We start from the raw sequence: 11,918 nt of genomic DNA on the forward strand, positions 1-11,918 counted from the left end.
GCAATAAGCATCGGAGGCCAAAAATGCCAACCATTGGATTTGAAACCCACGACCACCACGCCTGCGTCAGCGATGCGATGGCCAAAGCCGAAGCGCGCTGCGCCGCCTCTGACCTGCGGCTGACGCCTGTGCGCCGCCGGGTGCTGGAACTGCTGCTGGCCGAGCACCGCGCGCTTGGAGCCTATGACATTCTGGGTCACCTGTCCGCCGAAGGGTTGGGCACCCAGCCACCCGTCGCCTACCGCGCGCTTGATTTTCTGGTCAAAGCCGGGTTCGCCCACCGGGTCGAGGCGCTGAACGCCTATATCGCCTGCACCCATCTGGGGGCCGATCACGCGCCCGCCTTCCTGATCTGCCGCAACTGCCGGTCCGTCGCCGAAAGCAACACCGCGCTGACCCAAGGCCGCCTTGGCGATGCGGCCCGCGCCGCCGGTTTCCAGATCGAACATACCGTGGTCGAAGCACAGGGCCTGTGCCCCGCCTGCCAGACCGGAGACGCGGCATGAGCCTGATTGCGACCCACGACCTGCGGCTGGTGCTTGGCGGGCAAACCGTGCTGCACGGTGTGAACATTGCCATCGACAAGGGCGAGATCGTGACCATCGTCGGCCCCAACGGCTCGGGCAAATCCAGCCTGCTGCGGGCGCTGATCGGCGCGCTGAAACCCGCAGGCGGTACCATCACGCGCAGCCCTGGTCTGCGCATCGGCTATGTCCCGCAAAAGCTGCAGATCGACCCCAGTCTTCCCCTGACCGTGGAGGGTTTCTTGAATCTGCCCCGCCGCCAGAACCGCGCGGTGGTCGAAACCGCCCTGCACAAGGCAGGCGTGCCTGATCTGGCGAAACAGCAGATGTCATCCCTGTCCGGCGGCCAATTCCAGCGGGTGCTGCTGGCACGCGCCCTGCTGAACATGCCCGATATCCTGATCCTCGACGAGGCGACGCAGGGCCTTGACCAGCCCGGTGCCGCCGCGTTCTACCGTCAGATCGAAGACGTCCGCCGCGAGATGGGGTGCGCGGTGCTGATGGTCAGCCATGATCTGCATGTGGTCATGGCCGCCTCGGACCGCGTCTTGTGCCTGAACGGCCATGTCTGCTGCGAAGGCACCCCCGAGATTGTCGCCGATGCGCCGGAATACCGCGCGTTGTTTGGCACCGGCACGCAGGGGGCGCTGGCGCTGTACCGCCACGAACATACCCATTCACATGACCACGACCACCACCCTGGAGACCACTGATGCTGGATGATTTCGTGATGCGTGCCGCGCTGGCCGGGATCGGCGTGGCGCTGGCAGCGGCCCCTTTGGGGTGTTTTGTGGTCTGGCGGCGGATGGCCTATTTTGGCGACGCCACATCCCATGCCGCCTTGCTGGGGGTGGCCTTGGCGCTGTCGCTTGATCTGCCCGTTTTTGCGGGTGTTCTGGTGGTTGCCATGGCGATGGCTTTGATCGTCAGCGGGCTAAGCGGGCGCACGGTCAGCACGGATGCGCTGCTGGGGGTCATGGCGCATGGGGCGCTTGCGATCGGTCTGGTGGCCGTGTCGCTTCTGCCCAACCAGCGGGTCGACCTGAGTGCGTATCTTTTCGGGGAAATCCTTGCCGTGACCAAGGGCGACCTTGTCATCATCTGGGGCGGTGCCGCCGTGTCCATCGCGCTGCTTGTCTGGCGCTGGCAGGCGTTGCTGTCGGCGACGCTCAACCCTGATCTGGCCACCGCAAGCGGGGTGAATCCCCACCGCGAACAACTGATCCTGACGGTGGCGCTGGCCCTGACGGTGGCCGTCGCGTTAAAGGTCGTAGGCGCGCTGTTGATCGCCGCGTTGCTGATCATCCCCGCCGCCGCCGCGCGGCCGTTTTCGCGCACGCCGGAAACGATGGCGATGATGGCGGCAGGGATCGGCATGGTCTCAACGCTCGGCGGGCTTGCAGCCTCTTTCGCATTCGACACGCCGACAGGGCCCAGCATCGTTACCGTCGCCGCTGTGATCTTTGCGGTCTCGACCGGGCTGGCCCCTGCTTTGCGCCGTTAAGGCTTTGAAATCACGGCGGTTGCTTCGATCTCGACCTTTGCTTCATCCTCGATCAGGCCAGCGACGACAACCATCGCCATGGCCGGAAAATGCCGTCCCATGACCTCGCGGTAGGCGCGGCCCACATCTGCTTGGGCGGCGACATATTCGGCCTTGTCGGTCACATACCATGTCAGACGCATGATATCTTCGGGCACACCGCCTGCGGCCTCGACCACGGTGCGGATGTTCAACAGCGCCTGTTTCATCTGGCCGATGAAGTCATGCGCCTCGAATTTCTGATCCGCCGTCCAGCCGATCTGACCGCCGACGAACAGATGCCCGTCCGCGCTGAGCATGCCGTTGGCATAGCCCTTGGCCGGGGCCCATCCTTCGGGCTGGATTACTTTGTGAGACATGGGTTTTCCTTTTTCAGTCAGGCGCTTAGACGCCAAGATATTGATCGGCAACGCGGCGGTCGAGGGATTCCATCGGCCCCGACCAGACCGACCGTCCGCGTTCTAGAATGACGGCGCGGTCCGCGACCTGGCGCAGTTCGGCAAGTGACTTGTCAACCACCAGCAAGGACAGCCCGGCATCCCGTTTCAACGTGGCCACGGCGGCCCAGATTTCCTGTCGCACGACGGGGGCAAGCCCCTCGGTCGCCTCGTCTAGCAGCAAAAGCGTGGGGTTTGTCATCAGCGCGCGGCCGATTGCCAGCATCTGCTGTTCCCCCCCCGACAACGATCCTGCCATCTGGTCCGACCGTTCGCCAAGGCGCGGGAACAACACGCAAACGCGTTCGAAATCCCACGGACCGGGGCGTGCGGCGGCAATCAGGTTTTCATAAACGGTCAGCGGCCCAAAGCAGCGCCGCCCTTCGGGCACCAGCCCCAGCCCCGCCTGTGCAGCCTTGTGACTGGGCAGCGGGCCCAGATCGCGACCGTCGAACTGCACCGTTCCGGCGGAATGTTTCAGCATCCGGCAAATCACCTTGATGGTCGAGGATTTGCCCATCCCGTTGCGCCCCATCAGCGCGCAGACTTCGCCTGCCTCAAGCTCAAGATCGACGCCAAACAGCGCCTGCGTTGGTCCGTAAGAGGCTGTAACCCCTTGCAGTTTCAGAAAGCTCATGCCGCGTCCTCCGCACCCAGATAGGCTTCGCGGACGGTTGGATCGCGGCGTATTTCATCCGCAGTGCCCGTGGCGATCACGCGGCCATAGACCAGCACGCTGATCCGGTCGGCCAATGCGAAAACTGCATCCATGTCATGTTCCACCAGCAAGATCGGAGCCTGTGTGCGCAAGTCGTCCAGAAAACCCGTCAGCCGCTTTGACCCCGATGCGCCAAGTCCGGCCATCGGTTCGTCCATCAATAACACCTTCGGCTCAAGCGTCAGCGCCACGGCGACCTCAAGCAACCGGCGCTGTCCGTGGGACAGATCCGCAGTCCGTTTGGCGGCCTGATCCTGCAATCCGACGCGGACAAGTGCCGCCATCGCGCGATCCACCAGCGGGCGGTTCTTCATCACGGGCCGGAAAAATCGCATCACGCCGCCGTCATGCCCCAACGCCCCCAGAACCGCGTTTTGCAGCACGGTGTATTCCATCGCCAGCGACGATATCTGGAACGTGCGCCCCAGCCCTGCCCGTGCGCGTGCTACGGTCCCCAGCGGCGTGACATCACGGCCAGCGAATTCCACCGTCCCGCTGTTGGACCGTAGCCCGCCTGCGATCTGCTTGATCAGCGTGGATTTTCCTGCGCCATTCGGGCCGATCAGCGCGTGAATCTCCCCCGGCAACAGCGTCAGTGATACGTCATCGGTGGCCTTGAGCGCGCCAAAGCTTTTCTTGAGGTCGGACAGTTTCAAAAGTGGCTCAGTCATGGGCGACCTCGCGTCCGGCAAGGGTGCCGATCAATCCGCCGCGGGCAAACAGAACCACCAGCAGCAGAAGCAGCCCCAGATAGATGTGCCAAAAATCGCTGAGCCCGCCCAGGACATGTTCCAGCAAAATATAGAGCGCAGCACCCGCGACGGGGCCGAACAGGCGACCCACCCCGCCCAGGATCACGAAAACCATGATCTCTCCGCTGGTGTGCCAACTGAACATCGTGGGGCTGACAAAGCGGTTCAGGTCCGCGAACAATGCCCCCGCCAGTGCGGTAATCGCCCCCGAAATAACGAAGGCCACCAGACGCAGGCGAAACGGCGTGATCCCCACGGTCTCGACCCGCTCTGCATTCTGGCGCGCGGCGGACAGGGCCAGCCCGAAGGGGGATTTGGCCAGACGGCTCGCGATGAACAGCACGATCGCCAGAACGCCAAAGGCGATTGCAAAGAACTGGATCGGATCAAGCGTGTTGAGCCCCGGAAATTCGTTGCGGATATAGATCGAAAGCCCGTCCTCTCCGCCATAGGCCGGCCAGGAAATCGCGAAATAATAAAGCATCTGCCCGAAGGCCAGCGTGATCATGATGAAATAGACACCTGTAGTGCGCAGCGACAGTGCGCCGATGGCCAAGGCTGCCAAGCCGCCCGTCACGATCGCGACGCCCCAGATTACCAACATGGATTTGGTGCCCTCGATCAGAAACGGGCTTTCCATGATCGGGGTATAGCTTTGGGCGTGGCTGGCAAGAACACCCATGGCATAGCCGCCAAGCCCGAAGAACGCCGCATGGCCGAAGCTGACCAACCCGCCAAGCCCGAGGGCTATATTCAGGCCGACGCCTGCCAAGGCCAGAATTGCTGCCTTGGTCACGAGGGTGATGACAAAGGGTTCATCCAACATGAATGCCGCCAGTGCCGTCACCGGCAGCAACGCGAAAAGCACAATGTTCAGAAGGGTTTCGCGGGCCATATTACGTCCCTCCAAACAGGCCTGAGGGTTTGAACAGCAAGACCCCCGCCATCAAAATGTAAATCGCCATAGAGGCCACGGCGGAGCCGACCGCATTGGCCGAAGAAGGTTCCATGAAGGTGGCGAAAAGCGGTGGCAGCAGCACCCCGCCCAGCGTATCGGTCAACCCCACGAGGATCGAGCCGACAAGCGCGCCCTTGATGGATCCGATACCGCCGATCACGATCACCACAAAGGCAAGGATCAACACCGGTTCGCCCATGCCCACCTGCACCGACTGGATCGCGCCGACCAGCGCCCCGGCCAGCCCCGCAAGGGCGGCACCAAGGGCAAATACCAACGTATAAAGCTTTGAGATATCGACCCCAAGTGCCGCGATCATCTCGCGGTCAGCCTCGCCCGCGCGGATCTGGACGCCGATGCGGGTCCTGGCGATCAACAGGAACAGTCCTGCGGCAACCAGCAAGCCCGCGCCGATGATCACCAGACGATAGAGCGGATAATAAATGCCGCCGGGCAACAGGATCGGGCCGGAAAGGGCAGCGGGAATATCAAGGAACAGCGGGAAAGAGCCGAAGATATACCGCGTGCCTTCGGAAAAGATCAGGATCAGCGCAAAGGTCGCAAGGACCTGGTCCAGATGGTCGCGATCATAAAGGCGGCGGATCACCAGCAGTTCGATCAGCGCGCCAGCAGCGGCGGCCGCAGCAAGGGCCGCGATCAACGCAAGGACAAACGACCCGGTAAAGCCGGCAACGGCGGCGGCAGCAAAGGCCCCGACCATATAAAGCGATCCATGCGCAAGATTGATCAGCCCCATAACGCCAAAGATCAGCGTCAGACCAGCAGCCATCAAGAACAGCATGACACCGAACTGCAAACCGTTCAGCACCTGTTCAATCAGCAATAACAACGACATATAAGACGTTCCTCAAGTACCATCCGGTAAGAAAATCAGGGTGCGCTGCGCCGGAAAAATACCGGCGCAGCGCGTTCGACTACATTTTGCAGTCAGCGCCGTAGACGTCCTGATGGGCTGACGCAGCCACGCCGATGACCTTGTTTGTCACGACGTCACCCTCTTTGACGACCTCGCGCATGTAGATGTCCTGAATCGGATGGTGGTTGGGCGCAAAGGAGAAATCCCCCCGGACCGAGGCGAAATCCGCCTCTTCCATGGCCGCCTGGAAGGCTGCGGCGTCTTTCACATCGGCCTTACCCATGGCGCTTTGCAACAGCAACGCCGTGTCATACCCTTGGGCGGCATAAAGCGACGGCAGACGGCCAAACTCGGCCTGAAAATCCGCGACGAACTTCACGTTGGCCTCGTTGTCCAGATCTTTGGACCAATGGGATGTATTCTTGACACCCAAAGCCGCGTCGCCGATCGCACCCAGAATGCCCTGATCAAAGCTGAACGCCGGACCCATTACATTCTTGTCCACACCGGAACCGGCATATTGTTTCATGAACGAAATCCCCATGCCGCCGGGCAGGAAGAAATAGACCGTATCGGCATCGGATGCGCGCATCTGCGCAATCTCGGCGGCATAGTCTGTCTGGCCCAGTTTGGTGTAAACCTCTTCGACCACTTCCCCGGTATAGGTACGTTTAAAGCCCGCGATCATGTCCTGACCTGCGGGATAGTTGGGGGCCATAAGGAAGACCTTCTTGATGTCATTCTCGCTGGCCCAGGAACCTGCCGCCTCGTTAAAGGCGTCGTTCTGCCAGGCCACGTTGAAATACAGAGGGCTACAGCCCTTCCCGGCCAATGCGGATGGGCCAGCGTTTGGCGACAGGTAGAATTTGCCCTGCGCCGTCGCGGCGGGCACCACTGCCATGGCAAGGTTCGACCAGATGATGCCCGTCAGCACGTCGACCTTTTCGGACTGGATCAACTTGTCGGCCAGTTGCACGGCGATGTCAGGCTTGCGCTGGTCGTCTTCGATCACCAGTTCCAGGTTTTCGTTGCCCTTCGCCGCCAGCATAAAGCCGTCGCGCACGTCGATCCCAAGGCCCGCGCCGCCACCCGACAGCGTGGTGATCATACCGACCTTGACCTTGCCACCATGGGCGTCGGCATAAGCCATCCCGGCGCTCAGCGCAGCAATTGAAGCGGCTGCAATCAATGATTTCAGTTTCATAACTCTCTCCCTTGAAGTGTTGAGCCTCTTTAAGCGGGCTCGTTTGGTCGTCTTACAGTGACGTTTGTGGGCTGGCCGTCAAGCATTGCGGGCTTAAGTAACCCGCGATTTTACCTTATATTTATCGTTGTCCCACAGATTGTTGTTCATCACGTCGGCGATGATTGCGACCGCCGCCGTGACATCGGCACTATCGATGTAAAGCGGCGTAAAGCCAAAGCGCATGATGTCTGGCGCGCGGAAATCACCGATCACGCCGCGATCAATGACCGCCTGCATTGCGGCATAGCCATGTTCAAACCGCCACGATACTTGCGATCCGCGCATGGTCGCGTCGCGTGGGCTGGCCAAAGTCAATGCGGGCACATCGCGTTCGATTTCCGCGATGAATTGCTCTTGAAGCGCGATGGACGCGGCGCGCAGTTCATTCATGTCAACGTCGGCCCAAAGCTCCATCGCGACCTCGAGCGCGGTCAGCTGGATCACCGGTGGGGTCCCCACCCGCATCCGTTCAATGCCGTTTCCCGGAGCGTAATTGAGATCAAATTCAAAGGGTTGGCGGTGTCCAAGCCATCCCGCCAGCGCGGGTTCGACACTGTCTGCCAGATCAGGACGCACATAGATGAAACCGGGCGCGCCGGGGCCACCGTTAAGGTATTTATAGGTACAACCAACCGCAAACTCAGCATTCGATCCGGCCATATCCACCGGCAAAGCCCCCGCCGAATGGGCCAGATCCCAGACCATCACGGCCCCTTTATCATGGACCAGCTTGGTCATCGCCTTCATGTCATGCATCCGGCCCGTGCGATAATCGACCTCCGTCAGCATTACGACGGCGATGTCTTCGCTGATCGCATCCGCGACGTCTTCGGGCGCGACGGTGCGCAGTTCGTAGCCCTGTTCAAGCAGCTTCACCAGCCCTTCGGCCATGTACAGATCAGAGGGGAAATTGCCCGTATCGCTCAGGATCACGCGGCGGTCCTTGCGCAGCTTCAGCCCCGATGACAGCGCCTGAAAAACCTTGATCGACAGCGTATCGCCCATCACGACGGACCCGTCCGGCGCGCCAATGATGCGCGCGACCATATTGCCGACACGGGAAGGCTGTTCCATCCAGTTGGCCTTGTTCCAGCCCCGGATCAGCATCTCGCCCCACTCATCGGCCATCATGGACTGCACCCGTGCAGGAACGGCACGCGGCAACGGTCCCAACGAATTCCCATCCAGATAGATCACACCTTCGGGCAGAAAGAACGCTTCTTTATTCAGTATATCAGCCACTTACAGGGCTCCTCTTACGTGCCAAAGTTCCGGGAAAAGTTCCACTTCGAGCATCTTGCGCAGATAGGCGACGCCATTGGTACCCCCTGTCCCGCGTTTGAAACCGATGATCCGTTCAACGGTCGTAACATGGTTGAAACGCCAGCGCCGAAAGTAGTCCTCAAGATCAACCAGCTTTTCTGCCAGCTCGTAGAGCGCCCAGTATTTCGAAGGGTTTTCATAGACCTGCTGCCACAGGTCTTGCACCGCAGGTTGCGCATCCCAGTTGGTCGATCCGGGATCGCCCGCAAGGGGCGGATGACCAAAACCCTTGCACAGATGCGCGATCGCGACCTGATACAGGCTGGGTTGTGCCAATTCGTCTTGCAATGCCTTCAATGCGTCAGGTTTATGCTTGTGCACCTGCATCAATGCGCCGTTCCGGTTGCCCAGCAGATATTCCACCAACCGGTATTGATGCGACTGGAATCCGCTGGAATTGCCCAGCGACGGCCTGAACGCGGTATATTCACTTGGGGTCATCGTACGCAGAACGTCCCACGCGCTGTTAAGCTGTTCAAAAATCCGCGCCACACGGGACAGCATCTTGAAGGCCGATGCCAGATCATCGGCCAGCATCACCCGCCGCGCGGCCTGAAGTTCGTGAATGGCCAGCCGCATCCACAGTTCGGAGGTCTGGTGCTGCACGATGAACAACATCTCGTCATGGGCATCACTAAGCGGATGTTGCGACGACAAGATCGCATCCAACCCCAGATAGTCGCCATAGGACATGTCCTTGGCAAAATCCATTTTCGCCCCTTTCGAGGCTTCCTCAAAACTGCTCATGTCTTTTCCCGCAATGCAAAGCGCTGGATTTTTCCGGTGGGCGTCTTGGGCAGCGCATCGATGAACCTGATGTCCCTGGGGTATTTGAACGGCGCTATTTCCGCTTTAACATGATCCTGCAACAGCTTGATTGTGCTGGCATCTTTCGGTGTATCAATTGCAAGCACAACATGCGCCTGCACGATGGAACCGCGCTGTTCGTCCGGCTTTGCAACCACCGCACACTCCACCACGAACGGATGCGACAACAACGCTGCCTCAACCTCGGGCCCGGCGATGTTATACCCTGCCGAAATGATCATGTCGTCATTGCGCGCGGCGAAATGGAGATAGCCATCCTCGTCCATACTGAAACTGTCGCCAGTGATGTTCCACCCGTCCTTGACGTACACGCCCTGCCGGTCATCGGCCAGATAGCGGCAGCCTGTCGGCCCCCGAACGGCCAACCGCCCCACCTCTCCACGGGACACTTCGGCCCCGTCTTCGCCAATGACCTTGGCCTGATATCCGCTGACCGGTTTGCCCGTACAGGCCGCCCTGTGATCGTCAAACCGGTTTGAGATAAAGATGTGCAACATTTCAGTCGCCCCGATCCCGTCCAGCATCGGCTTGCCGGTCTTTTCCTTCCAGTCGTGGTACACAGGCGCTGGCAAAGTCTCGCCGGCGCTGACCGCCGCACGCAGACTGGACAGGTCCGCCCCCTGGTCCATTGCCGCCAACATCGCGCGATAGGCCGTCGGGGCTGTAAAGCACACAGTCGCTTTGTATTTCTCAATGATTTCAATCATATTCGGGGGCGACGCATTCTCAAGCAGGGTCGCGGCCGCACCGAAACGCAAGGGGAAAATCGCCAGTCCCCCAAGGCCGAAGGTAAACGCCAACGGGGGTGATCCGACAAAAACATCGCTTGGCGTGACCTGCAAAACTTCGCGGGCATAGCCGTCGGCGATGATCAGCAGATCGCGATGGAAATGCATGGTCGCCTTGGGGCTGCCCGTCGTGCCCGAGGTGAACCCAAGCAGAGCCACGTCATCCACTGCCGTGTCAACAGATTGGAACTGAACGGGTTTTTCCAGCGCCAGACGGTCCAGTTCGGCGTCATGGTTGCTGGTGCCGTCAAACCCAACCACCGACTTCAGGTATCGAGAGCCCTTGGCGCAGGCCGTCATCTCGTCCATCAGGCGGGTGTCGCACAGCGCATGGCTGATCTCGGCCTTGTCGACAATGGCCGTCAACTCTCCGGCGCGCAGCATGGGCATCGTGTTGACCACGACAGCACCCGCCTTGGTCGCCGCCAACCAACACGCCACCATCGCCGGATTGTTCGCCGACCGGATCAACACCCGGTTTCCGGGCTTGAGCCCAAGGTTTTCGACCATCGCGCGGGCCAGCTTGTTGGTCCAGTCGGTCAGTTCCTTATAGGTCCGGCGGCGGCCATTTCCGATAAGCGCTGTGGCGTCGCCGAAACCATTTTCCACCATCTTATCAGTAAGTTCCACGCCGACATTCAACCGGTCAGGATAGTCAAACCCCTCCAGCAGCAGGTTAGGCCAGCGGTCCGCTGCCGGAAGGTTATCGCGTGTAAAGCTGTCCAAATGTCCTGACGGTTGCATATCCACCTCTCCTTACATCGCACCCAAAGTCTGGCGCGCAATCACGACCCGCTGCACGTCGGACGCACCCTCGTAGATCCGCAAGGCACGGATTTCACGGTACAGGCTTTCAACCGCCATGCCATTCCGCACCCCGTCGCCGCCAAACAGCTGGACAGCCTTGTCGATCACGATCTGCGCATGGTCCGTGGCGAACAGCTTGGCCATCGCCGCCTCGCGGGTGACCCGTGGTGCACCCTGATCCTTCAGCCAGGCAGCGCGGTAGATCAGCAAAGCCGATGCATCCACATCCACCGCCATATCCGCAATATGCCCCTGCACCATCTGCAAGTCAGCCAGGGGTTTGCCCTGCACCTCGCGGGTAGAAACCCGTTTCAGCGCCTCGTCCAACGCCCGGCGGGCAAAGCCCAATGCCGCGGCGGCCACCGTAGACCGGAACACATCCAGCACCGACATCGCAATGGCAAAGCCTTGCCCCTGTGCGCCCAACATTGCAGACGCAGGCACGCGGCAATCGGTAAAGCGCAAGGTCGCCAAGGGATGCGGTGCGATGACTTGCAGACGGTCCGCTATCTCGAACCCCGGCAAGCCAGCTGGCAAGATAAAGGCCGACAACCCGCGCGCGCCTGGTGCCTCACCGGTCCGTGCAAACAATGTATAAACATCCGCGATCCCACCGTTGGAGATCCAGGTCTTCTCGCCGTTCAATACATAATCATCGCCATCCCGTTCGGCGGTCATCGTGGAATTCGCCACATCAGACCCCGACTGCGGTTCGGTCAGCGCAAAGGCAGAAATCGCCGCACCGGACCGCGTCTTGGGCAACCACGCCTCTTGCTGTTCGGGTGTGCCGAACAAGCTGATCGCGCCGGTCCCAAGACCTTGCATGGCAAAGGAAAAATCAGCCAATCCATCATGACGCGCCAGCGTTTCGCGGATCAGGCACAAGCTGCGCACATCCAGCGTATCGTCCCCCTGCGCACCGGAATACCGCAGCCACCCGCCGTCCCCCAACATCGCCACCAGGGACCGGCACGCCGCATCCGTATCGCCATGATCCACGTTGGCCAACGCCCCCGCCGCCCAGGCGTCCAGGTCATCCGCCAAGGCCCGATGCCGATCTTCGAAAAACGGCCAGTCCAGAAAACTGCGATCAGACATGGTCATGCTCCTCCAACTT

At 60.6% G+C, this 11,918-nt stretch carries 13 protein-coding genes; 3 read left to right on the top strand and 10 right to left on the bottom strand.

The window, feature by feature from the left end; translation table 11 throughout:
• The first annotated feature begins 23 nt into the window (after positions 1-23).
• Genes RGAI101_RS05075 through RGAI101_RS05085 form a run of 3 tightly spaced genes read left to right on the top strand, consistent with a single transcriptional unit; the run spans position 24 to position 2,028 of the window.
• Positions 24-506 (top strand): transcriptional repressor, encoded by a 483-nt coding sequence (locus RGAI101_RS05075; RefSeq protein ID WP_008228092.1) that lies wholly within the window; start codon positions 24-26, stop codon positions 504-506.
• Positions 503-1,237: a metal ABC transporter ATP-binding protein gene (locus RGAI101_RS05080; RefSeq protein ID WP_008225151.1), complete on the top strand. Its 735-nt coding sequence runs from the start codon at positions 503-505 to the stop codon at positions 1,235-1,237. The genes RGAI101_RS05075 and RGAI101_RS05080 overlap by 4 nt, the downstream gene beginning before the upstream one ends.
• Entirely contained in the window at positions 1,237-2,028 is a 792-nt protein-coding gene (locus RGAI101_RS05085; RefSeq protein WP_008227699.1) for an iron chelate uptake ABC transporter family permease subunit, read from the top strand. Before RGAI101_RS05080 ends, RGAI101_RS05085 begins: the two co-directional genes overlap by 1 nt.
• Here RGAI101_RS05085 and RGAI101_RS05090 read toward each other — a convergent pair.
• The 10 genes from RGAI101_RS05090 to RGAI101_RS05135 all read right to left on the bottom strand — a co-directional run bounded on the left by RGAI101_RS05090 (position 2,025) and on the right by RGAI101_RS05135 (position 11,899).
• Entirely contained in the window at positions 2,025-2,426 is a 402-nt protein-coding gene (locus tag RGAI101_RS05090; RefSeq protein WP_008225541.1) for a RidA family protein, read from the bottom strand. The genes RGAI101_RS05085 and RGAI101_RS05090 overlap by 4 nt on opposite strands.
• A gap of 25 nt (positions 2,427-2,451) precedes the next feature.
• Positions 2,452-3,141 (bottom strand): ABC transporter ATP-binding protein, encoded by a 690-nt coding sequence (locus RGAI101_RS05095; protein WP_008227792.1) that lies wholly within the window; start codon positions 3,139-3,141, stop codon positions 2,452-2,454.
• Positions 3,138-3,893: an ABC transporter ATP-binding protein gene (locus tag RGAI101_RS05100; RefSeq protein ID WP_008228186.1), complete on the bottom strand. Its 756-nt coding sequence runs from the start codon at positions 3,891-3,893 to the stop codon at positions 3,138-3,140. Before RGAI101_RS05100 ends, RGAI101_RS05095 begins: the two co-directional genes overlap by 4 nt.
• Positions 3,886-4,869: a branched-chain amino acid ABC transporter permease gene (locus RGAI101_RS05105; protein WP_008226748.1), complete on the bottom strand. Its 984-nt coding sequence runs from the start codon at positions 4,867-4,869 to the stop codon at positions 3,886-3,888. The genes RGAI101_RS05100 and RGAI101_RS05105 overlap by 8 nt, the downstream gene beginning before the upstream one ends.
• A gap of 1 nt (position 4,870) precedes the next feature.
• A complete protein-coding gene (locus RGAI101_RS05110) occupies positions 4,871-5,788 on the bottom strand; it encodes a branched-chain amino acid ABC transporter permease (protein WP_008226488.1) in 918 nt (305 codons plus the stop codon).
• A 79-nt stretch (positions 5,789-5,867) separates the two neighbouring features.
• Positions 5,868-7,013 (bottom strand): ABC transporter substrate-binding protein, encoded by a 1,146-nt coding sequence (locus RGAI101_RS05115; RefSeq protein WP_008226857.1) that lies wholly within the window; start codon positions 7,011-7,013, stop codon positions 5,868-5,870.
• Positions 7,014-7,106: 93 nt separating this feature from the next.
• The gene (gene kynU / locus RGAI101_RS05120; protein WP_008225137.1) at positions 7,107-8,297 is read right to left on the bottom strand and encodes a kynureninase; all 1,191 of its coding nucleotides are present in this window, start codon (positions 8,295-8,297) and stop codon (positions 7,107-7,109) included.
• A complete protein-coding gene (locus RGAI101_RS05125) occupies positions 8,298-9,125 on the bottom strand; it encodes a tryptophan 2,3-dioxygenase (protein WP_037227449.1) in 828 nt (275 codons plus the stop codon).
• Positions 9,122-10,738 (bottom strand): AMP-binding protein, encoded by a 1,617-nt coding sequence (locus RGAI101_RS05130; RefSeq protein ID WP_037227452.1) that lies wholly within the window; start codon positions 10,736-10,738, stop codon positions 9,122-9,124. Before RGAI101_RS05130 ends, RGAI101_RS05125 begins: the two co-directional genes overlap by 4 nt.
• A gap of 12 nt (positions 10,739-10,750) precedes the next feature.
• Complete coding sequence (locus RGAI101_RS05135; protein ID WP_037229049.1) at positions 10,751-11,899, bottom strand: acyl-CoA dehydrogenase family protein; 1,149 nt, start codon at positions 11,897-11,899, stop codon at positions 10,751-10,753.
• Positions 11,900-11,918 lie beyond the last annotated feature (19 nt).

This window comes from Roseobacter sp. GAI101 (assembly GCF_000156335.1).
In the GTDB taxonomy this organism is placed as follows: domain Bacteria; phylum Pseudomonadota; class Alphaproteobacteria; order Rhodobacterales; family Rhodobacteraceae; genus Sulfitobacter.

Bases quoted from the DNA above. Each gene is read 5' to 3' on its own strand.
- RGAI101_RS05110 (WP_008226488.1), bottom strand. From the start codon at position 5,788: ATGTCGTTGTTATTGCTGATTGAACAGGTGCTGAACGGTTTGCAGTTC.
- RGAI101_RS05100 (WP_008228186.1), bottom strand. From the start codon at position 3,893: ATGACTGAGCCACTTTTGAAACTGTCCGACCTCAAGAAAAGCTTTGGC.
- RGAI101_RS05105 (WP_008226748.1), bottom strand. From the start codon at position 4,869: ATGGCCCGCGAAACCCTTCTGAACATTGTGCTTTTCGCGTTGCTGCCG.
- RGAI101_RS05130 (WP_037227452.1), bottom strand. From the start codon at position 10,738: ATGCAACCGTCAGGACATTTGGACAGCTTTACACGCGATAACCTTCCG.
- RGAI101_RS05125 (WP_037227449.1), bottom strand. From the start codon at position 9,125: ATGAGCAGTTTTGAGGAAGCCTCGAAAGGGGCGAAAATGGATTTTGCC.
- RGAI101_RS05095 (WP_008227792.1), bottom strand. From the start codon at position 3,141: ATGAGCTTTCTGAAACTGCAAGGGGTTACAGCCTCTTACGGACCAACG.
- RGAI101_RS05085 (WP_008227699.1), top strand. From the start codon at position 1,237: ATGCTGGATGATTTCGTGATGCGTGCCGCGCTGGCCGGGATCGGCGTG.
- RGAI101_RS05115 (WP_008226857.1), bottom strand. From the start codon at position 7,013: ATGAAACTGAAATCATTGATTGCAGCCGCTTCAATTGCTGCGCTGAGC.
- RGAI101_RS05135 (WP_037229049.1), bottom strand. From the start codon at position 11,899: ATGTCTGATCGCAGTTTTCTGGACTGGCCGTTTTTCGAAGATCGGCAT.
- RGAI101_RS05090 (WP_008225541.1), bottom strand. From the start codon at position 2,426: ATGTCTCACAAAGTAATCCAGCCCGAAGGATGGGCCCCGGCCAAGGGC.
- RGAI101_RS05080 (WP_008225151.1), top strand. From the start codon at position 503: ATGAGCCTGATTGCGACCCACGACCTGCGGCTGGTGCTTGGCGGGCAA.
- RGAI101_RS05075 (WP_008228092.1), top strand. From the start codon at position 24: ATGCCAACCATTGGATTTGAAACCCACGACCACCACGCCTGCGTCAGC.